At 59.2% G+C, this 21,025-nt stretch carries 15 protein-coding genes and 1 pseudogene; 9 read left to right on the forward strand and 7 right to left on the reverse strand.

The genetic code is table 11. The features are described 5' to 3' along the window. Positions 1-53: 53 nt before the first annotated feature. Both ACIOWE_RS18820 and ggt read right to left on the reverse strand, forming a co-directional pair. A complete protein-coding gene (locus ACIOWE_RS18820; protein ID WP_401394337.1) occupies positions 54-422 on the reverse strand; it encodes a DUF6124 family protein in 369 nt (122 codons plus the stop codon). Between the two features lie 421 nt (positions 423-843). Continuing rightward, complete coding sequence (gene ggt, locus ACIOWE_RS18825) at positions 844-2,676, reverse strand: gamma-glutamyltransferase (protein WP_401394340.1); 1,833 nt, start codon at positions 2,674-2,676, stop codon at positions 844-846. 261 nt (positions 2,677-2,937) lie between these two features. Between ggt and ACIOWE_RS18830 the strand changes: the two genes are divergently transcribed. Then, complete coding sequence (locus ACIOWE_RS18830) at positions 2,938-4,050, forward strand: DUF2817 domain-containing protein (RefSeq protein ID WP_401394343.1); 1,113 nt, start codon at positions 2,938-2,940, stop codon at positions 4,048-4,050. Positions 4,051-4,203: 153 nt separating this feature from the next. Here ACIOWE_RS18830 and ACIOWE_RS18835 read toward each other — a convergent pair whose 3' ends face one another. Together ACIOWE_RS18835 and ACIOWE_RS18840 are read right to left on the reverse strand one after the other, a co-directional pair. Continuing rightward, positions 4,204-4,461 carry a bacteriocin immunity protein gene (locus ACIOWE_RS18835; RefSeq protein WP_401394346.1) on the reverse strand — a complete coding sequence of 86 codons (258 nt, stop codon included), beginning with the start codon at positions 4,459-4,461 and terminating at the stop codon, positions 4,204-4,206. Further along, positions 4,451-5,713, reverse strand: a complete 1,263-nt coding sequence (locus ACIOWE_RS18840; RefSeq protein WP_401394349.1) for an S-type pyocin domain-containing protein — start codon at positions 5,711-5,713, stop codon at positions 4,451-4,453. The genes ACIOWE_RS18835 and ACIOWE_RS18840 overlap by 11 nt, the downstream gene beginning before the upstream one ends. 327 nt (positions 5,714-6,040) lie before the next feature. Between ACIOWE_RS18840 and ACIOWE_RS18845 the strand changes: the two genes are divergently transcribed. Beyond that, positions 6,041-6,481 carry a helix-turn-helix domain-containing protein gene (locus ACIOWE_RS18845; protein ID WP_401394352.1) on the forward strand — a complete coding sequence of 147 codons (441 nt, stop codon included), beginning with the start codon at positions 6,041-6,043 and terminating at the stop codon, positions 6,479-6,481. Positions 6,482-7,142: 661 nt separating this feature from the next. Here the strand turns inward: ACIOWE_RS18845 and ACIOWE_RS18850 are convergent. From ACIOWE_RS18850 to ACIOWE_RS18860, 3 genes and pseudogenes are all read right to left on the reverse strand, one after another. After that, entirely contained in the window at positions 7,143-7,661 is a 519-nt protein-coding gene (locus tag ACIOWE_RS18850) for a hypothetical protein (protein ID WP_401394355.1), read from the reverse strand. 69 nt (positions 7,662-7,730) lie between these two features. Continuing rightward, positions 7,731-7,931, reverse strand: coding sequence for a hypothetical protein (locus tag ACIOWE_RS18855; protein WP_401394357.1), 201 nt, complete (start codon positions 7,929-7,931; stop codon positions 7,731-7,733). 737 nt (positions 7,932-8,668) lie between these two features. Then, positions 8,669-8,882 (reverse strand): annotated as a pseudogene (locus tag ACIOWE_RS18860) (hypothetical protein). 1,521 nt (positions 8,883-10,403) lie between these two features. On the opposite strand from ACIOWE_RS18860, the gene ACIOWE_RS18865 reads away from it, so the two are divergent. The 7 genes from ACIOWE_RS18865 (at position 10,404) to ACIOWE_RS18895 (ending at position 21,016) form a co-directional block, all read left to right on the forward strand. Further along, on the forward strand, positions 10,404-11,519 hold the full coding sequence (locus ACIOWE_RS18865) for an EAL domain-containing protein (RefSeq protein ID WP_401394360.1): 1,116 nt from the start codon (positions 10,404-10,406) through the stop codon (positions 11,517-11,519). 127 nt (positions 11,520-11,646) lie between these two features. Continuing rightward, positions 11,647-12,273, forward strand: a complete 627-nt coding sequence (locus tag ACIOWE_RS18870) for a response regulator (protein WP_401394363.1) — start codon at positions 11,647-11,649, stop codon at positions 12,271-12,273. After that, on the forward strand, positions 12,274-15,867 hold the full coding sequence (locus ACIOWE_RS18875) for a transporter substrate-binding domain-containing protein (protein ID WP_401394366.1): 3,594 nt from the start codon (positions 12,274-12,276) through the stop codon (positions 15,865-15,867). Between the two features lie 173 nt (positions 15,868-16,040). Further along, the gene (locus ACIOWE_RS18880; protein ID WP_401394369.1) at positions 16,041-16,589 is read left to right on the forward strand and encodes a fimbrial protein; all 549 of its coding nucleotides are present in this window, start codon (positions 16,041-16,043) and stop codon (positions 16,587-16,589) included. A gap of 75 nt (positions 16,590-16,664) precedes the next feature. Further along, positions 16,665-17,393 (forward strand): molecular chaperone, encoded by a 729-nt coding sequence (locus ACIOWE_RS18885; RefSeq protein ID WP_401394372.1) that lies wholly within the window; start codon positions 16,665-16,667, stop codon positions 17,391-17,393. 63 nt (positions 17,394-17,456) lie between these two features. Continuing rightward, entirely contained in the window at positions 17,457-19,955 is a 2,499-nt protein-coding gene (locus ACIOWE_RS18890) for a fimbria/pilus outer membrane usher protein (RefSeq protein WP_401394375.1), read from the forward strand. Then, a complete protein-coding gene (locus ACIOWE_RS18895; RefSeq protein WP_401394378.1) occupies positions 19,952-21,016 on the forward strand; it encodes a fimbrial protein in 1,065 nt (354 codons plus the stop codon). The genes ACIOWE_RS18890 and ACIOWE_RS18895 overlap by 4 nt, the downstream gene beginning before the upstream one ends. Positions 21,017-21,025: the final 9 nt, after the last annotated feature.

Genomic DNA, 21,025 nt, shown 5'->3' on the forward strand with positions numbered 1-21,025 from the left:
TGAGAAAAATCCGATGCCTGTACGGGCATCGGATTTTTTATGCGCCGCAGTAATTACGCCTCCGGCTGAACGTTATCCAGCGCCTGATTCACCGCCAGTTCACTCAGCATGACAATTTGCGCGATGCCCAGCGCGGTCTTGCGGTGCGCGGTATCCAGTACGGCGGCAAAATTGTTGAGCATTTCGGTGACCGAACTCAACGTTTCGCTGGCATTGGCCAGCAACGATTCGGTGTCGTACACCGGGTTCGCGAGGTACATCGGTTCGTATGGACGATCGGACGCAATGAGGTGAGCGGTCGGTTTGAGGTAGTGGTCGAGGGCGCGGTCGGCCGCTTCGTTGAGTTTTTTGCTGTCGATGGAGGCGTAGGGGGAGGTTGGGTCGGTATTTGTTTCGGGGGGATTGGGTGTTGGTTTTTTCATGGTGTTCTCCGATCAGGATTGGAGCTGGCCGATTCGGTTTCCGAACGAATAGGTGGCAGCTGTGCGCAGGTTGGAAACCCGGGGAACGGAGAACCCGGTTGACCCGAAGGTCTCCCACGCACAGCCGCCATAACGGAGTGCACACCATGAAGGTGCGCAAGGATACGTTATGAAAGGAGCTTGTGCGCTCGGTTCTACTCGGGGTTTCCAATCCCGGCCGCTGAATTGGCAGCGACGAGTACAGGCTAGAGAGCTGACGTCCGACGGACAACCTGAAAACCTTGTGGGACGGTTCTGTGTTTTTCCTCACATGTTTAAACATTGAAAACCTGCCCGGCGGATAAGCAAGGCCCTGTACTCGTTGTTCACCCAATAAAAAAGGCCTACCTCCCGGTAAGCCTTTTCTGTTCACTGCGTAGCCTCAATCCCCCAACGCTTCCCCTTCACGCCGTGGATCCGCACCACCTGCCAACGACGCTTTCCCCTGCGCATCCTTGACCCGCACGATGGCCTGGGTGCCGCTGGTCATATCGATCTCGTTTACCGCATGCCCTTTGTCCTTCAGCGCCTGAATCAGCGCCGGGCTGAATTGGCCTTGTTCCAGTTCGGTCGGGCCGTTGCGGCTGCCGAAGTTGGGCAGGCTGATGGCGCTTTGCGGGTCGAGGTTCCAGTCGAGCAGGCCGACGGTGGTTTTCGCCACGTATTCGATGATCTGCGAACCACCCGGTGAGCCGACGCTGGCGAGGAATTCGCCGCTGTTGCGGTCGAAGATCAGCGTCGGCGCCATCGACGAGCGTGGACGTTTGCCGGGCTCGACGCGGTTGGCGACTTTCTGGCCGTTCTCTTCGGGGATGAACGAGAAGTCGGTCATCTGGTTATTCAGCAGAAAGCCCTGAACCATCAAGTGCGAGCCGAACGCAGCCTCGATGGTGGTGGTCATCGACACGGCGCCACCGAGGTCATCCACCGCGACCACTTGCGAGGTCGAGATGCGTAGCGGCGAGCGGTCCGGCGCGTAGGCCACCTGCACGCCTGGCGGTGTGCCCGGTTTTGCGCTGCCCATGCTGCGTTCGCCGATCAGGCTGGCGCGACTGGCGAGATAACCAGGGTCGACCAGGCCTTTGACTGGCACCGGTACGAAGTCGGTATCGGCGACGTATTGCGCGCGGTCGGCGTAGGCCAGACGTTCGGCTTCGGCAATCAAATGCACGGCTTGCGGATCTGGCTCAATGCCGGCCGGTTTGTCGGTTTTCACCGGTTTGAGTGGTGTCAGGGAAAGGCGCGGATCGCGGGTTTCCAGCGCCTGCAAAGTGCCGAGAATCTGCGCCACGGCGATGCCGCCCGACGACGGTGGCGGCATGCCGCAGACCTGCCAGCGTTTGTAGTCGGTGCACAGCGGCGCGCGTTCCTTGGCCTGATAGTGCTGCAGATCGTTCAGCGACAGGCTCCCCGGGTTGGCGTGGCCCTGAACCTTGGCGACGATTTCTTCAGCAATCGGGCCTTTGTACAAAGCGTCGGCGCCTTCGTTGGCAATGCGTTTGAGCACCGCGGCCAATGCCGGGTTTTGCAGACGCGTGCCGACGGCTTTGACGCTGCCATCGGCGTTAAGGAAGTATTTGGCCATGTCGGGTGACTGGCGGATCACCGGGTCTGATTCCAGCAACGAATGCAGGCGAGGCGAGATCGCAAAACCTTGCTCGGACAGCTTGATTGCCGGTTCAAACAGCTTCGCCCATGGCAGGCGACCGTGTTGTTTATGCGCCATCTCCAGCGCACGCAATACGCCCGGCGTACCGACCGAACGACCGCCGATCTGCGCCTGCGGGAACGACATCGGTTGGCCGTCGGCGCGCAGGAACAGTTTCTCGGTAGCACCGGCCGGCGCGGTTTCGCGCCCGTCATAGGTGCGCACCTGTTTACCGTCCCACAACACGATCATCGCGCCGCCGCCGATCCCGGACGATTGCGGCTCGACCAGCGTCAGCACCGCTTGCATGGCAATTGCCGCATCAATCGCCGAACCGCCCTGACGCAGCATCTCGCGACCTGCCTCGGCAGCGAGCGGGTTGGCAGCGGCGGCCATGTGTTTGCTGGCGTGGCGGGTTTGCAGATCGGTGCGGTAACCGGAAGCGGCTTCCGGTGCCAACGGCAGGGTCGAGGAGGGAGGGGCGTTGCACGCGGTGAGGGTCAGGGCGCTGATGATCAGCGTCAGGGCTGGCAGGCGAAAGCGGCTCAAGGGCAAGGCTGAAAACACGCGGGCTCTCCGTCCGTGGGATAAAAGTCTGAGGGACTTTATCGACCGCTCGGTCGCGACGCAAACCGGCGGGCATTTTTGTCTTTCTTTTCGGGGCGGATGTTCGCTAGGGTCAGCGTCAAAGCCATCGAACTGAAACAAGCCCCTGTGGGAGCGAGCCTGCTCGCGAATGCGGTGTGTCAGCCAGCCTGAATGTTGAATGCGAAACCGCTTCGCGAGCAGGCTCGCTCCCACACATACAAGATCAACAAGAGGCCGAACATGCACAGCGAGTTCCCCACCGAATCCAGCTACCGCGATCAACGCGAACAGTTCATCACCGCCGCCAACGCCGCCGGTGCCACGCTCACGTCGTACGCACATCCACGTTGCGGGCCATTTGGCGAACCGTTGAGCACCGACGTCGCCATACTCGGCGATCCACAGGCCAAACGCCGGCTGGTAGCGCTCAGCGGTACCCACGGAGTCGAGGGCTATTACGGCTCGGATTGTCAGATCGAATGGCTGAAAACCTTCGAACCCGGTTCGCTGCCCAAGGATGTCGCGGTGGTGATGGTTCACCTGATCAACCCATGGGGCACGGCGTGGTTACGCCGGGTCAACGAAGACAACATCGACCTCAACCGCAATCACCTCGATTTCACCGGGCCGTTGCCGGATAACCGCGCTTACGCCGCGCTGCATGAAATCTATGCATGCACTGATTTGAATGGCCCCGAGCGGAAACGCGCCGATGCCATGCTCGATACGCAGATCAAAGAACACGGCTGGCCGGCGGTGATGTCGATTGTCGAGGGCGGTCAGCACAGCCATCCGGATGGACTGTTTTATGGCGGTCGTGCGCCGAGCTGGTCGAATCGCATGTTGCATCAAATCATCGATGCGCATGTGGCTGGCGCTGAAACCGTGATGTGTTTCGACCTGCACACTGGCGCCGGCGAGTACGGGCATCCGATGTTGCTGACCATCACCCAGGCACCTTATCCGGCACTCGCGCAAGCGCAGGCGATTTACGGCCCATGGCTTTACACACTGCACACCGGCGCCGAGACCTTGAGCGAAACCGGTGTGGCGGCGACGGCCACCGGATACACCTCCCAGGCGTTGCTCAATGCGTTGCCCGGCGTGCGACTAATGCCGTTCGTGATCGAGTGCGGGACGTATCCAGGGCCGGATGTGCATCGTTATTTGCGCGATGACCACTGGTTGCATTTGCACGGCGATCCATTGGATGCGGAAGGGCGTGAGATCAAACTGAAGCTACTGGAGCAGTTCTATCCGGCTGATCCGGACTGGCGCGCAATGGTCGGTTTGCGCACTCGGCAGATTTGGGCGAAAGGGTTGGCGGCCCTATCGGTAGAGATTTTTGAATAGGTCAGACATAGCCCTGTGGTGAGGGGATTTATCCCCGATGGACTGCGCAGCAGTCCCATTCATTTGCACTGAAGAGAGGGGGGCGCTGCGCACCCCATCGGGGATAAATCCCCTCGCCACGGGTTCGGTGTTGTCTCAAGGTATAAAAAGCGCTTATTGCTTAAATCCGGGCAGGCCATGTGCGGCACGCCACTCTTTTATGGTTTCGGTGATGCCTTCAGGGGTGCAATCAGCGCCATCCTCCGGCCAATAAATCAGGTCAGTACCGGCGGGATGCTCGGCGAGTTCACAGAATTTATCCAATAGATCCGCCAACACCATCTCTGGCGTGCCATCCCCATTAGAAGTGAATATTTCCTGCAATAAGCTAATGAATTGCTCTTCGGTGTAATCAGTAATTTTATTTGCCATGAGGTTGATTCCGGTGAACATCTATATGGTTTTTTGGGGTGCTAACCCTTAAGTTTTCGATGTCATACACAGCACCACCTTCCGATACCCATACAACGTGATGCAGTTCGTAAGTTTTTCTTTTACCCGCAGCATCTTGATACCGGGCATGAGGCGCGCTGCCACTGCGCATAAGCGCGATATTCTGCGGTTTAAATTGCTCAGCCAATTCTGGATCATTCACAACCTCAATCCAAAACGCCTTTCTGAAGGCATCAAAGCTTGAAAACTCCCGCCCCCTCAGCCTGTCCGCAATCCGTGTCGGAATCGGCGCACCGATCCCCGTTCCCGCCCCAGCAAGCCATATCCCCGACACATCCTCTCCAACCCCCGTCACTGTGCCCGGCGTCAGTCTGGCCGGTTTCGAAAACACCACATACAGCGACTTCAACCCGGTCTCTGCCGGGAACACGAGAATACAATCCTCGGCAGTTATGTCCTCGCCGGGCAGGCCTTCTATCTGGCTGTCGGTGTTCTGCGCGATCGGATGAACAAGGATCGTGTTCAGTTGTTCGCCGTGTTCGGGATACACCAGCGGCGGCATTGCACCGAGTGGCCCGCGTTGCGGCGTCCACAAAATCGTGATGCCGTTGAGCTTGGCCTCCATGGCGGTCTTGTCGCTGTTCCACTCGACTTTGACGGTACGCACCGAGTCATCGCCCGAGGCGCCGGTGTGGATGCCGTAGACCTGCATGACCCCTTCGGCGTCACGCCGGAACTGGAAGCGCACGCGGGTGGTGGCGCGGGTCATGCGGCGTAATTCGTCATCGGTGTGCAGCGTGCCGTCGCCCATTCGGGTCGGCAGCATCCCGAGGATGAACACGCTGGCCGGCCCGCCCGCGCCGCGAATTGCCCAGTTGAGGCGTTGTTGCAGAATCCCGCCGCCGGCTAAACGGCCCAAGGCCAGATCGGCACCTATCGCCGTCGCGACAGCGGTGCTGGCTGACGGAAAGAGCATGGCCCCCGCGACCATGATCTTGCCGAAGTTGGCGGCAGATTCAGGCAGCGTACCGGCGTCCGTTCGGCACCAGTTACCCGGCGTGCAGGACTTGGCGAACACTTGATCTTCGCGGGGCTTGGGCGTTGGCCATTCATCCTTTTCGATGTACACCGGTTCCGGTGCTTTAGGCACATGCCACGAGGCCCATGAAGTGCCACCGTTGTAGCGTCTCCAGAGCCAGTCAACTTCGAAGAGGAATTTGAATCGAGCCACGACAACTCCCTGTATGGCTTTGAATCGAGCCAGGGAAGCTTGTCGGTCAGTGGGGATTTCGGGCAAACCGCAGGGGTGAGTTTTATGCGCCTGGATTTACGAAAAATCCAATTCGTACTTGGATCGAATCCGTTTCCTACAGCGCTCTCTCGGTCTGTTGATTTGGCGATTGATACAGATGAACCAGCGGTGTTTCGCGCTTGTAGTCCTTCGGTTTGCATGGCGGGGCAGTCTGCATTTCTCCTACAGACTTTTCAGGTCGACAACTTACGCGCCTTTACCTGAGGATGTTTTCTGTTGTTTTTTCCAGGATGGATTTCAGATGAAATGGATGAGTCCGTTGCCATTCAACTCTATTTTCAGTCGGCCATTGTCATGAGCATTTCCAACGAGGATCGCGATTTTCTGGTGGCGATGGGCAGTCGCATTGCTCACTTACGCACCGTGCACGAGATCACACAGACGCGGTTTGCACGGGCTTTAGGTCTTTCCCGGCAGACCTTTCAGGGCTACGAGGAGGGCACGCGCAGCATGCCGGTCACGACGCTGGTGAAGATGGCATTTGCGCTTCGCGTGCCTGTTGAAGACCTGCTCGGGGTTCCCTCGTACACGGAGAAGCCCAGACGCAGTTTGACTTCGACGTGGTATCGACGGCTGCAGTCCATCAATGAGCTTTCGAAGGTCCAGCAGAAGGTCATTGCGCAGATGCTCGACGCCCTGATCGCACAGGCAGCGACCAAAACGAGCAACGAAGAAAAAGAAGTTTGAAGTAACCCGAGGAACGCGGAGCCAAGGTGCGACAACACCTTGGAGTAACAGATTGCCGAGACTTTTCTCGAGGCATAAAAAAACGGCCTACCTTTCGGTAAGCCGTTTTTAGTACTTGGTGGTACACAGACATTTGAACTGGATATTTAACGTGCTGTTTTTATTGCTTATTTTTATTTTAATCTTTTCATGGGATACACCGGGGGATACACGGCGCTGTCTGCTGGGGCATTTCTGGCCCGTTTCACGCTGACTTAAAAAGCCGTCGAGTTTCGCTACTCCGCCCCCGACGAACGGTATCGTAATCGTGATAGCCGCCAGTGCAAAGGTATGGTCATTACCACCACTCCTTTGATGGAACAGTCCAAAGTGGCCGATTATCTCGTTCCTCACTTTGGAGGGGCCATCGCCACACTTTCGCGGCGATGGTGCGGGCGCCGTGCGGCCGTTCTACCACACCGACGCGTTCTTGCCATTCCCCGCGCCAGCACCACCCCGGATCAGGGTAGTGGTTGTTCATGGGGTGTTTCGCGAAAGGGTGTTGTCCGGGATTCTCCGTAATAGCCTGGGTTCCCATTCCGGTATGGCAGGTGCTGCGATGACCTGGGATGATCAGAAGAAAAGATCGGCGTATGGCAGATAACGATGGTTCATCGACCGCTCAGATGAACTCGGTAATGTTGGCCACTCGACTCCTCAGCATTCGTTTCCGCAAAAAGCCTTTTACCTCGAGCGAAAGCTCACTCCAATCGAGCAGCTCTATGTTGGCGGTGGTGTAGCAACCCTTAGCTTTCATCGCATTGTAGTTTTCTCGCTTAGTCACGATATGGACCTTCTCCATGAGGTATATCGCATCGATGAATTCCTGGCAGTTTTCGCCTTCCGCCATATGACGCCCAATTAATTTTGTTAGCTCGTGCTGAATCCTATGGAAATGCTCTAACACAAGCTCGCCTTCCAGATTGGCCAGCGCGGCGCTCGAGACTTTGCCAGTAAACATACAAATCCGCCGTCTCAGACCTGGCCCGATGATGTGTGTATAAATGCCTCGAACGGCGGTCGGATTGAAGGCTCCGCTTTTAGCGGCGTACATCATGACGTCGTAACATTTGGTGAGCGTATCGTTGAGCGTTAGTGGTGAGGCCATGGCATTCCCATCGTCATGAGCAGCTGCTTTCATTTGAGCCTTAGTGCCTTCTTTACGTTGATGCAGAGGTCCATCTGGCAGATGGCGGAATATATCTGGTACCTACAGGCGCATTTCCCTGATTACTCGCCTTGGCTCGATTCCCCGCGAAAGGGCGCGCCTGGCGTCCTTGGTGAGTTGGTCGAGTGCTTGCTCCTCGAATACCGCCGCCATTGCGCTGGCCTTCCTAACGATCAGCAGCGCCAGCTCCGGCGGAAGCACCATCTTGTCGGCGGGTAGATAATCACAGTCAATGACGGACACGGCTCTATCCTCGGTACGCGGTGGATGCTGGCGCCGGAATGAAGCCGGGGCCAGCAGATGACCTGCAGATATTACCAGCGGAACGTGAGCAACTACCTGGAAACCGGGGGTTGGCCAAGCTGGCAAGTCGACCAGCTTCCGCTCCAGGGTGAACAGCTCGTTCGCCACCTGCTCCGACCTGCTGTCAGGTCGCCGGAAGCCCCGGAAAATACTTGACGAGCACCAGGCTCCAGCACGCCACCGTTAACGCTGTAAGCTGCGCATTGCTTGGGCTGCGGGCAACTTGCCCGTGTTCTGTCGTCGGAAATCCGTCTAGGGCCTGTCTAGTATTGCCTGGCGCGCTAAGCATTTTTCTGGCCCGGTATTTCACCGCCCCATCGCGCCAGGATATTGATTGAGCACCCACCTTGACGGCTGCCCCCCGAATTTTAGACGGGGCTGGTGCTGGTCAGGCAGCCCGAATGCTCGCAAAGCCTTGGCCTGCTTGGCTTTGAGCGTTCCCACTGCTGGTGGTGCCAGATAAATCCGTCAAGACCTGTCAAGAATTTCGTCAAGGCTGGTCAAGGATTCGGCTCTCGGAGCCGCCCGCCAAGGGTATGCCCAAAATTCTGGACGTGGTGTGTATCTGGACTGCTACGCCGATCTGTCGGATTCCTTGATCGCTGGGGCTCCCGGCCTGAATCGGGTTGCGTGCCGCGCCGCGATCCGTCCAGAGCTGTCCAGAATTATTTGCCTCCTCACGTCTGCCCCAGGCTGCCGGCGGCGGTCAGCTCAGCAATGCCCTGGCGAATGAACACTAGATTCTCGTCGAGTGTTTCAAGTGCGCCGCGAACGTTGTTGGCAATGTCTGCCGATCCGCGCTGCTCGACCCAGTTGTAAAGCGGCGCCCAAGGCGAGCTGGTTCTGATTGAGGCGGTCGAACAGGTTAGCGATGAGTTTGGTATCCGTCATGGTGGTTTCTCCGTGTTTCGAAAGAGCGTAGCACCGGCGCCGTGAATGCCTGGAATCACCTTTACTTGGTTTGCGTCTTCCGGCGGGAAAGTGCCCTGGCGATGTGATACGGGATTTCCCCGCATCTAATGCGTGAGCCCAGCCCGCAGGGGCCGCTGCGGGTTCTCAGGCGGCCACGCTCGCCGAATCCGTCTCATGCCTGTCTCACATTCGTCAGCGATTCGGTAAAGGCCGGGTAAAAGTAGGAGGGCCGAAAGCGCCGTATTCGTCTGGGGTCTGTCAGGGGTATCAGCGGCCACGGTGCGCTTGTTTGACGGGGTGTCCACGCGATAAGCCTCAGACGCCCACCCGGCGTGGTTTTGGTCTGATGTCTGTCTTGCATTCCGTCAAAGTGTGGTCAAAGTAAATGCCGGCACCAGCGTGTTGGGATCTACACGGTGAGCTGAATTCAACACTCAATGCTGGCGCGATCGTGCGTGCCTTCCAATCGAACCCGCGTCGTGGGTTTGGTCTGGGCTTGGCCAGGTTGCCAGTGGAAACCACTGCAAAACCCTGGAAACCACAGTGGAAACCAGCGCCTGGCAACCATAACTTTTGATAACAGGCTGGCGGGCTGGTTCGCACCAGGTTCGCGTAAGAGGGTGCGAACCAGAAGTGCGAACCTCAGTGCGAACCTGCTGCCTGTACGCACCCGAGTGCGTACCAACCGTGCGTACTGAGCTGCGTACTTCCTGTGCGCAATTTGCGCAGTTATTGCGCAGTCCAGAGGCCGTTGCTGAGGCTTGAGTATCTGCGGGCCGCCATGGGCATCACGCGGCCCAATGCGTGAATATGCTGCGTGAAGGGTGCGTGAAACCTTGAAGGGGGAAGGCTTCGCGCATTGACCTGATGCGCGACGGACGTGCGCGACGAACTGCGCGAAACACGCCGCCGGAACTGGGCGCCAGCCTTCCGTGGGGTTGTTCTGCAAATTGGTCATTGATGGTGGTCACCGTGTTTGGTCACTGCCCGGGTATCCATCTTGGATCGACGTCAACCGTGGATACCTGGGTGGATACTGGTAGATTTCGACGCAAAGCTGCCTTTCATTAGGGCCTGCTAACGGCCATTAGCGCACGTTCGATCACGGATTACGTTACAAGCTTCGACTGCACTAGCGCTATGCCGTTTAACGCTCCGCGACAGCACTGACTTATTGCTCGCGGGTTGAGTGACCAAGGGGCATTGAGCCGAGTTTCTTTCTTCGCAGAAGAGTGTGCGTGTCCCGACCGAGATACCGTTCAGACAAAGTCTCAAAGCGTAATGTCATCTGTAATCAGCCATTAATTGCAGTGAGAAATTTCCTACAGCCAGAACGGCTAATTCCTTCAAGTAGGGTTAGCTAGGCCCGCCACTATAGCCATCTTCGAGTCTGCAAAGCGGTTGATGAAGATGGTCTCACCACGTGTTCTGGTAATGGAAAACCACAGTCCCCGGCGCAGCGCTCTGGTCAATATGTTACGTCGTCTCGGAGTAAGGGAGGTGTTGCAAGCCAGCACCAGCGAACAGGCGATGATCCTTATGCAGCGAACCGGCGGCGTGGATATTGTGCTGTGCAACCTGGGGAGCAAGAGTTCTGAGCAAGTGGAGTTCCTGCGCTATGCCAGCCAAATCGGTCTGGTGCAGGCCGTTGGATTGTCCAATGAGATGCGTCCGGAGCTATGTCGGGCCTTGAGCCACATGGATTTTTTTTCGGGTGTACAACTACTTGGCATCCTGAGTACCCCGTTGCAGCCACAAGCGCTGGATCGCTTGCTTAAGCGCTATCGGTCGGTACCGCCGGCACCGCTCAAACCTCCGGCGGGGGCACCGCTGCCCAGCGAAGAAGAGATACGCCTGGGCTTGGCCCTGGGCGAGTTCCGCAGTTGGTTCCAGCCCAAGCGGATGATGAACGATGGCAGTCTCGCTGGCGTGGAGGCTTTGGCGCGCTGGGAACATCCTTCCCGTGGTTTATTGTTGCCCAAGGATTTCCTCGCGGCGGTGCTGGCTTATGACCTGATCGATGAAATGTTCAAGCAACTGCTCGAACAAGGCCTGAAATTGCTCGCCGTGCTGCATCGGCAGGGCTCCGAGCTGGAAATGTCGTTCAACTTGCATGCTTCGCAACTGGCCCGCCATGGTCTGATCGAGCATATCCAGGGCGCACTGCAACGCTACGGCCTGTGCGCTTCGGTGTTGGTGTTCGAGCTGGCTGAAAACGGCTTGCTGGACTTGCAATCTCCCACCCAGGAAAACCTGCTGCGCCTGCGCTTGATGGGCTGCGGCTTGTCGATCGATGATTTCGGCGTGGGTTTCTCGTCACTCAAGTTGCTGTGCCAATTGCCGTTCAACCAGATCAAGCTCGATGGCGACCTTATCCGCACCTTGAATGAGCCGCGTAGCCAAGCCATGGTCGGCAGCACTCTGGCCCTGGCCCGGTCGCTGGACATGAGCCTGGTGATTGAGGGCGTCAGCAGCCGGCATATTCGTGATGCTCTGATCAGCCTCGGTTGTGAAGTGGGCCAGGGGTTTTTCCTAGCCCGGCCAATGACCGGCCACGACCTCCTGCATTGGCTGGCGCGTGAGGATGTACAGCCGGTAACTTCGCCGGTGTGTTAGGCGGCAAAACCTCAGAATTTTCCTACACTTCAGTCGTGTTCGTGTAACTTGAGCGACGCGTCGGCTGGTCGTTTATCCATCGTTTTGCGTCGACCGAAGCCTTCCGGCGCGCCTTACAGGAGGTTACATGTATACCGCTTTGGTTGTGGATGACCATCCCTTCATTCGCTCGTCCGTCAAGATGCTGCTCAGCCAGGTTCAGTTCGAAGTCGTGGCCGAAGCGGATAACGGCGCAGATGCCGTGCAATTGGCACGCGAGCATGTGCCCGACCTGATCATTCTCGACATCGGCATGCCCAAGCTCGACGGCCTTGAGGTGCTTAACCGAATCGCGTCCCTGCGCCTGCCGAGTAAAATCCTGATATTCACCTCGCAGTCGGCGCTGTTCTATTCAATGCGCTGCATGAAAGCCGGTGCGGCAGGGTTTATTTCCAAGACCAATGACATGGAGGAAGTGACCAAGGCGATCAAGGCGGTGATGGACGGCTACACCTTCTTTCCCAACCTGGCACACAGCTCGGTACGGCGCAGTGATCTCGAGGCCACGGACCACGAGTTGATCCAGAATCTCTCTGACCGTGAACTGACGATTTTGCAACAACTGTCCCAAGGGCTGACCAACAAGGAAATCGGCGACGCCATGCTGATCAGCAACAAGACAGTAAGCACATACAAGACTCGCCTGATCGAAAAGCTCAACGTCAAATCGGTGGTGTACCTGGCCGATTTTGCCAAGCGTAATAACCTCATCTGAATGAACACTTTTCTTCGACACGGCTTGCTGGGCCTCCTGTTGCTCGGTTCCCTGGGCAACGCCCTGGCGGCGCCGCAAATGCTCAAGCTGCACGGGCGCTCCGACGTCAGCGACTACAGCGTGGGCCTGGACGAGGCCGACTGGGGCTGGCTACGGAGCAAGGGCACGCTGGTGTTGGGGTCTTCGGCGCCGGACTACTCGCCGTTCAGCATCACCAGTAACCGCCACGATTACGAAGGTTTCACAGCCGACTACGCGCAGTTAATGGCGCAGCTGCTGCACGTCAACGTGCGCGTGCAGCGGTATGCCTCGCGCAATGAGGTGCTGGCGGCGCTCAAGTCTGGCGACGTCGATATGCTGGGCAGTTCCAACGGTTTTGAGGCAGCGGACGCGGAGCTTCAGCTGTCTGACGCCTATGCAGAGGACCAGCCGACCCTGGTCAGCCGGGTCGGCGACAGCCAGAACCTCGACCCCGAACTGGCCGGCAAGCGCGTGGCAATGCTTTACCACTACCTGCCACCCAAAACCGTGGAAGACTTTTATCCCAAGGCCACCCTGCAGCTGTACCCGTCCACCCTCAGCGCCATAGGCGCCGTGGCGTTCGGCCAAGCCGATGTGTACCTGGGGGACGCGATCAGCGCCAATTACCTGATCAACCGCAACTACCTGAACAACGTGCAACTGGCGGACTTCTCTCGCCTGGAAGTCAGCAACTTTTCGTTTTCGGTAAAGCGTGATAACACGCGCCTGCTGCGGATTATCAATGCGTCACTGGCGGCGGTCCCGGTTACCGAGCGCCAGACCATCCTGCGCCGCTGGAGCGCAGGCGGAGCAAGCATGCCTGGTCAGCATCCGTTACATTTCAGCGTCAGTGAGCAGCGTTGGTTGGACAAGAACCCACGGTTGCGGGTGGCGATTGATGAAGGCTTCCTGCCAATGTCGTTCTACGGCGCCGACGGCGAATTTCGTGGTATCAGCGCCGACGTCCTGGCCAAGGTGGCCCTGCGGACCGGCTTGAAGTTTGATATCCAGCGGGTGAGTTCGGTGCGCGAGATGATCGACTCCATCACCAGCAACGAGGCTGATCTGCTGATCACCATTACCCCAAGCGAACAGCGCGAAGCGGTCCTGCGCTTTACCCGCCCGTACCTGGCCACGCCGTTTGTACTGGTCAGTCGTACTACGGCCGGCAGCCCCAGTACCCTAGACGATATGCATGGCAAGCGACTGGCGGTCATCAGCGGCGACTCCAGCCGCGACATGCTAACCGAGCAATACCCGGACATCCGCCTGGTGGATGCCGACAGCGCCCATGACGCGATGGAGAAAGTCGCCAATGGCGAGGCTGATGCAGCGGTCAACTCGCTGATCACCGCACGCTATATGATTTCACGGCAATACCGCGATCGCTTGCGTATCACCAGCACCGTGGGCGTTACCAACTCGCGTATGGCCTTTGCTACGGCCCGCGGCTCGCTGGAACTGTTCTCTATCCTGGACAAAGCGCTGCTCAGCATCGCCCCCGAGGAAATGGACGAACTGACTAACCGCTGGCGCAGCGAGGTGGTGGTGGGCGACAGCTATTGGCTACGCAACCGCAGCGCAATCATTCAGGGTTTCGTGATTGCCGCCGTGTTGCTGTTGATTGCCTTGGGCTGGATCGCCTACCTGCGGATGCTGATGCGCAAGCGCAAGCAGGCCGAGCAGGCGTTGAGCGACCAGGTTGAGTTCATGCGGGTATTGATCAACGGCACACCACACCCGATCTATGTGCGCGACCGCCAGGGCAAGCTGCTGATCTGTAACAGCGGTTACCTGGAAGTGTTCAACGTCGAGCGCGAGCAGGTGATCGGCAAGACCGTATTGGACGGTGTACTGGGCGATCGGGATGAGGCCGCCGCGTATCACCGTGACTACCTGCAGGTGATGGAAAGCGGCGAGGCGCAGTTGCAGGATCGCAGCTTGATCATGCCTGATGGCCGAGTACTGACCATCTACCACTGGATGCTGCCGTACCGCAGCAGCACGGGGGAAGTCAGCGGCATGATCGCCGGCTGGATCGACATCAGCGAGCGCCAGCGTCTGCTGGAGGATGTCCACGCCGCCAACCGCGCCAAGACCACTTTCCTGGCGACCATGAGCCATGAAATCCGCACGCCGATGAACGCGGTGATCGGCATGCTCGAACTGGCGACCAAAAAAGCGGACCAGGGCGTGATGGATCGCTTTGCGATTGATGTTGCCTCCGGCGCGGCGCGCGGCCTGCTGGACCTGATTGGTGACATCCTGGACATCGCCCGGATTGAGTCCGGGCGTTTGTCCCTGAACCCGGAGCGCGCCAACCTGCGGGAATTGCTGGAGTCGGTGGTGCGTATTTTCGAGGGCCTGGCGCGCCAGAAACAGCTGCAACTGCAGTTGGACCTGGATGCCGGGGTCAATTGCGATGTATTGATCGACCCGCTGCGCTTCAAGCAGATCGTCTCCAACTTGTTGAGCAACGCCATCAAGTTCACCGCTCACGGGCAGGTGCGTTTGAGTGTGCGAGTGGAGGCGGGCAGGGAGCAGTTGGGGGTGAGACTGCAGGTGCAGGACTCGGGCATCGGCATTTCTGAAGAAGACCAGAAAAGCCTGTTCAGCCCCTTCACCCAGGCCAGCAACAATGACCAGTCCGTGCGCAGCGGCTCCGGCCTGGGCCTGGTGATCAGCCGCACCCTCTGCGAAATGATGGGCGGTCGGCTGAGCCTCAACAGTACGTTGGGCAAGGGTACACGCATCGATGTGAGGCTTGACCTGACCACGCTTGAACCGCTGGAGGACATCGTCCCGACCGAGGACGAGCCTGCGCTGTCGAGCCATGCGCTGAATATCCTGGTGGTCGATGACTACCCGGCCAACCGCCAGTTGCTGACACAGCAGCTCAACTACCTGGGGCACAGGGTCGAGGATGCTGAAGATGGCGCCCATGGACTGCGCAGTTGGCGTAACGGGCAGTTCGATGTGGTCATCACCGACTGCAACATGCCCTTGATGAACGGTTACGAACTGGCCCGGGCGATCCGCGCCGACGAAAGCGCCCGTGGCTTGACTCCCAGCCTGATCCTGGGGTTCACCGCCAATGCCCAGCCAGAGGAAAAGGCTCGCTGCCTGGCAGCTGGAATGGACGATTGTCTGTTCAAGCCCATCAGCCTCAAGGACTTGAGCGCACGCCTAGCCGGCCTGGCGACGGAGCAGGGGAGTGCCCCCCCCGGATTTTCCGCAGATGACGATATCGACCTTACCAGCGTTGAGCATCTGGCCGGCGGCAACATTGCTTCGATCAAAAGCCTGTTGGGCGACCTGGCCGCCAGCAATGAACAGGACATGGCGCGCCTGATGCAGTTGTTTACTCGACACGACTTGCAAGGCCTTGCCGACCTGGCTCACCGGGTCAAGGGCGGCGCACGAATCATCAAGGCCCAAGGCCTGATTCGCTGCTGTGAAGACCTAGAGACCGCCTGCAACGGGCTGGACTCTGCGCAATTGACCGAGGCTGTGGATGCTCTGCATCAACAGATGGAACACCTCGGCGAGCGATTGGAGCGCTATCTGGCCTGAGCCATCGGTAGGAAATTTCCTACAAGAACGCGGCACCGTTCGTACGTAGTCCACTCCCCCCAACACCGATACTGAGCCTCGTTGAACGGCCCCACCGACCAAGCGGACCGGGCCCTGCAACCTGATTGAAGCCCAACCGGGCTTCAGACTTTCCTCATTATCTGGATTACGTTATGAACAAGTTTGCGCTCAAAGGTCTGTTTGCCGCTGTCGTCCTCGCCGCTGGTTCCCAAGCTGCCATGGCCGCTGACGGTGAAATCAACTTCGTCGGCAGCGTGACCGACAACACCTGCCCTGTGGTCGTGACTGACCTGAACGGTTCGGCCGGTGCCGGCGATGTGGGTCTGGGCGATGTGCCTGCCACCTCCCTGGCGACCGTCGGCGCAGTTGCCGGTGGCGGCGCGTTCACCCTGACCATCGACACCACTGCTCCTGGTTGCAGCGTTACCGGCAAGAGCGCTGTGGTCAAGTTCCTGTCCCTGAGCGGCACTGCCGGTGCCAGCGGCCAGTGGATCGGCATCAGCCCGGACGCCGGTCACGCCACCAACGTTGCGGTACAGATCAAGGACGCCACCGACAAGGACGTGCAACTGGGCCTGGAATCGGCTCCGTACCTGGACCTGACCCAACCGTTGCGCTTCACCGCCAACTACATCGCCACCGGCACTGCGACTTCCGGCCCGGCCAACGCCAAGGCTGCGTTCACCGTCGAGTACCAGTAAGCCCTGTTGATGCGCCGCTGCAGCGTTGATGCGCGCAGCGGCCATCCCCTCGCTCACGGCAAGAGGATGATCGAAATGAACGTTTCCCCCTTCAAGAAAGCATCGGCTCTGGCACTGTTGCTCAGTACTGCACTGCTCAGCACGGCCAGCCAGGCCGGCGTGATGCTCGGCGGCACGCGGATCGTGTTTGACGGCAACAAGCGTGACGCAGCGATCACCGTCAGCAACACCACGGCGCAGCCATACATGGTGCAGACCTGGGTCAACACCGAAGCCGATGACATGACCACCGCCACGCCCTTCGTGTCCACGCCACCGCTGTTCCGCCTGGACCCGCGCAAAGAGCAAATGGTGCGTATCCAGAAAGTCGCCGGCAACCTGCCGACCGACCGTGAATCGGTGTTCTATTTCAACGCCCAGGAAATTCCGGTCGCCAGCGAAGGCAATGCCAATACGCTGAAGATCGCCATGCGCACCCGCGTCAAATTGTTCTATCGCCCAGCCGGACTCAAGGGCAATGCGATGGAGGCACCGTCGAAACTGACCTGGAGCCTTACGCAGGAACAGGGTAAGGCAGTGCTGGTGGTCAGCAATCCGTCGCCGTTCCACATCTCGTTTATTGGTGTGACCGCAAAGTCCGCAGAGCAGAGCGTCGAGGTCAACGAGCCGACGATGGTCGCGCCGATGAGCAGCCAGCGTTATCCGCTGCCGGGTTTCAAAGGCACCACGGGTGAGGTGGCGTTCTCGGCCATCAACGACTACGGCGGCTACAGCGAGCCGCAGACCGTGCCACTGAACCGCTGATTCCTTTTCTTTCTGTAGATGTTTGCGCGTGCCACGGCTGTGGCGCGGCGGCCGGGTATTGCCATGCGAATCGATAACTCCTTCAGCTTTAGTCGTTTGCCCTTGTGGGTCGCCGTGGCGGCCGCCTGTGCCGGTGAGCTGGCCCTGGCCGGTGAGCCCGCCAAGTTCGATGCCAGTTTCATGCATTCGTTTGGCGGCACCGGTGCCGGTCCCAACCTCGACCTGGATGCGGTGGCGAACAGCGGCAGCATCGGCCCCGGGACTTACCCGGTACTGATTCGCTTGAACCAGAGTTTTTTCGACCGCCGTGACATGACCTTCATCAAGGATGAGCAGGGCAGCGATGTGCGTGTATGCCTGTCCGAAGCCTTTCTCAGGGAGCTGGGTGTGAAGCTGGATGCATTTAAAGTGCCCGGCGAAACGCTGCCCGCGTGCATCGACCTGACGGCGCTGATTGAAGGCGCCTCGGTGACCTTCAACGCCAACTATCTGGCCCTGGATATCAGCGTGCCGCAGATCGCCCTGACCCGGGATGCGGCCGGCTACGTGGCGCCCTCGGAATGGGACCGTGGCATCAATGCCGCGATGCTCAACTACCAGTTTTCCGCCGCGCAAACCAACAGCGACGCCCGCGGCACCGGCAACCAATACAACCTGTATGCCACGGGTGGTTTTAACCTCGGCGACTGGCGTTTTCGCTCCAGCTCATCGTTTCGCCAGGACGATGAAGGTGGCCGCAAGTGGCAGCGCAGCAATACCTATGCGCAGAGGGACATCACGCCACTGAAGGCCACGCTGACGATGGGCGAGAGCTTCACTCCCGGTGATGTGTTCGACAGCGTGCCGTTTCGCGGCGTGCAACTGGCGTCGGACATGGGCATGTTGCCAGACTCGATGCAGGGCTACGCCCCAGTGATCCGCGGCATCGCCGAAACCCAGGCCAAGGTGGAAGTACGCCAGAACGGCTACTCGCTGTACACCACCTACGTGGCGCCGGGTGCCTTTGAGATCAACGACCTCAACGCCGCCTCGGGCAGCGGCGACCTGGAAGTGATCATCACCGAAGCCGATGGCCGCGAACGCCGCTTCACCCAGCCATACGCGACCCTGGCCAACATGCTGCGGGAAAATACCTGGCGCTACAGTGCGACGGTGGGCGAGTACAACTCGGCCAACGGTGGCGAGCGGCCGATGTTTACCCAGGCGTCGCTGGCCTATGGCTTGCCGTTCGACCTGACGCTGTACGGTGGCTTTTTGGGGGCAGATTTTTACCGTGCCGGTGTGGTGGGCGTGGGCAAGAGCCTGGGCAGTATCGGCGCCGTGTCGATCGACGTCACCCAGGCCCAGACTGACGTGCCCAAGGCCGTCACAACCAAAGGCGAAAGCAAAAAAGGCCAGAGCATCGGCCTGCGCTACGGCAAGGCATTTGAAAGCGGTACCTCGGTGCGCTTCGCCGGTTACCGCTATTCCACCGAAGGCTATCGCGACTTCAGCGAAGCCGTGGATTTGCAGCAACCCAACGACTACAGCCAGTTCTCCAAGCGCAGCAAGGTCGAGGCCAGCGTCAACCAGGCCCTGGACAACTACGGCTCGCTGTACTTGAACCTGAGCAAGCAGAACTACTGGGGCTCCTCCCGGGAAGACAAGCAGATGCAGCTGGGTTTCAACACCCAGTACAAGGGCGTGACTTATGGTGTGTACGCCAGCAAGACCCTCACTGACAACTTCGGCGAGAACAACCAGGTGGTGTTTACCGTGTCCATGCCCCTGGGACAAACCCGCAGTACCGGCACGTTCAGCGTTACCCGCAACAACGACGGCAGCTTGGATCAACGGGCCGGCCTCAGCGGCCGCGATGGCAACCTGAACTACAACGTCAACGCCAACCGCGTGGAAAACACCGGCAACAACGGTTCGGCGCTGCTTGGCTACCGCGCACCGTTTGCCCAGTTGGGCGCTGGTGTGAGCGTCGGCTCGGGCTACCGGCAGACGTCGGTCAGCGCGGCGGGCTCGGTGCTGGCCCATGGCGATGGCGTCGAGTTCGGCCAGACCCTGGGCGAGACCGTGGCGCTGGTGGAGGTCAAGGACACGCCGAAGGTCGGCCTGCTAAATGCCCCGGGCACCCTGACCAACGACAAGGGTTACGCCCTGGTGCCGTATGTCACGCCGTATCGCAAGAACCGCGTGGCCGTGGACACCAGCGAGCTGGAAACCAACGTCGATATCGCCGAAGGCGTGACCAACGTGGTGCCGCGTCGCGGTGCGGTGGTCAAGGCGGTATTCGCCGCCAGCCGTTCGGAAAAAATACTGCTCAACGTACGGCTGCAGGACGGCTCGCTTTTACCTTTCGGCACCACCGTGCAGGACGACCAGGGCGCCAGCGTCGGCGTGGTCGGCCAGGCCGGGCAAGTGCTGTTGTCGGCGGGCAAAGGTGTCACCTACACCATGAAATGGGGTGGCAAAGCCGCGCAGCAGTGTGAAATCAATTTGGATATCAGCAGCACGCCAGCCACCGACGGTTATCGGGTGATGGACGCTGTGTGCGTAGGAGTTCGTCCATGAAACAGATAGACAAGTGGAAAAAACGCGTGCTGTTGAGCGCGCTGGCGGTGGCACCGTTTGCCCTGTCAGAGATGGCGTTGGCCGACTGTGCGTCTACCAGCGCGACCCAGAGCGTACACCCCATCGGGGATGTGTACATTCCTCAGGATGCGCCGGTGGGGTCAACCATCGGGCTGGTCAAGTACACCCGCTTCCCGATCATCAACTGCACGACGACGGTACCGTTTTCAATCCAGGCCAACATGCTCGGTGCCAAGTTACCCGCGGTCACCGCCGCCATTGGCGCGGTGCAAGGCAGCCAATTGTACGCGACGAACATACCGGGGATCGGGGTAGGCGTGGTCAACGAAAGCCGCCCCAGCTTTCTGTGCCGGACCTCCGGCAACTGGTACTTCCCGCTGACGTACGTCGGCTGCAATACCGGTGGTTTCGCCTCCAATACCAATAACAGCCTGATCCTGATCAAAACCGGACCGATCCCGGCAGGCGTCAATGATTTTGGGAACCTGCAGGTTTACACCGTCACGATCAACAACAACGGTACGCCGTTCGACTGGATCGACGGTCGCCTGACCGGCAGCGTGACTGTGGCCGGCTGCAGCATGCCCGAAGGCGTGGGCAGCATCATCGACGTTCCGTTGAACAACTGGGAAAAGCGCGTGTTCAACGGTCCCGGCAGCGTCACGCCCACCGAAGGGTTCAACATCGCGCTCAACAACTGCGTGGCCGGGACCTATGCCGGGAATCCTACCTGGAACTATTTCCGCGGCAACAACGCGAACATCCGCCTGGACGGCGCCAAGGGCTCGACGATTGTCGACGCCAGCCAAGGCGTGCTCGGTCTGAACAGCGAAGCCACCGCCACAGGCGTCGCCGTGCAAGTGCTGAAGCAGGATGGGACCCCGCTGCCACTGGGCGTCGACGTGCCGATCATGCCGGTCCAGGACGGCAATACCACTTTGCAGTTTGGTGCGCGCTACATCCAGACCGCAGGCGACTCCACCGGGCCACAGCCTGGCATCGCCAACGCCACCGCCAATTTCACCATTACCTACAAATAGGAACGACCC

This window comes from Pseudomonas sp. NPDC087598, from assembly GCF_044743525.1.
Classification (GTDB): Bacteria; Pseudomonadota; Gammaproteobacteria; order Pseudomonadales; family Pseudomonadaceae; genus Aquipseudomonas.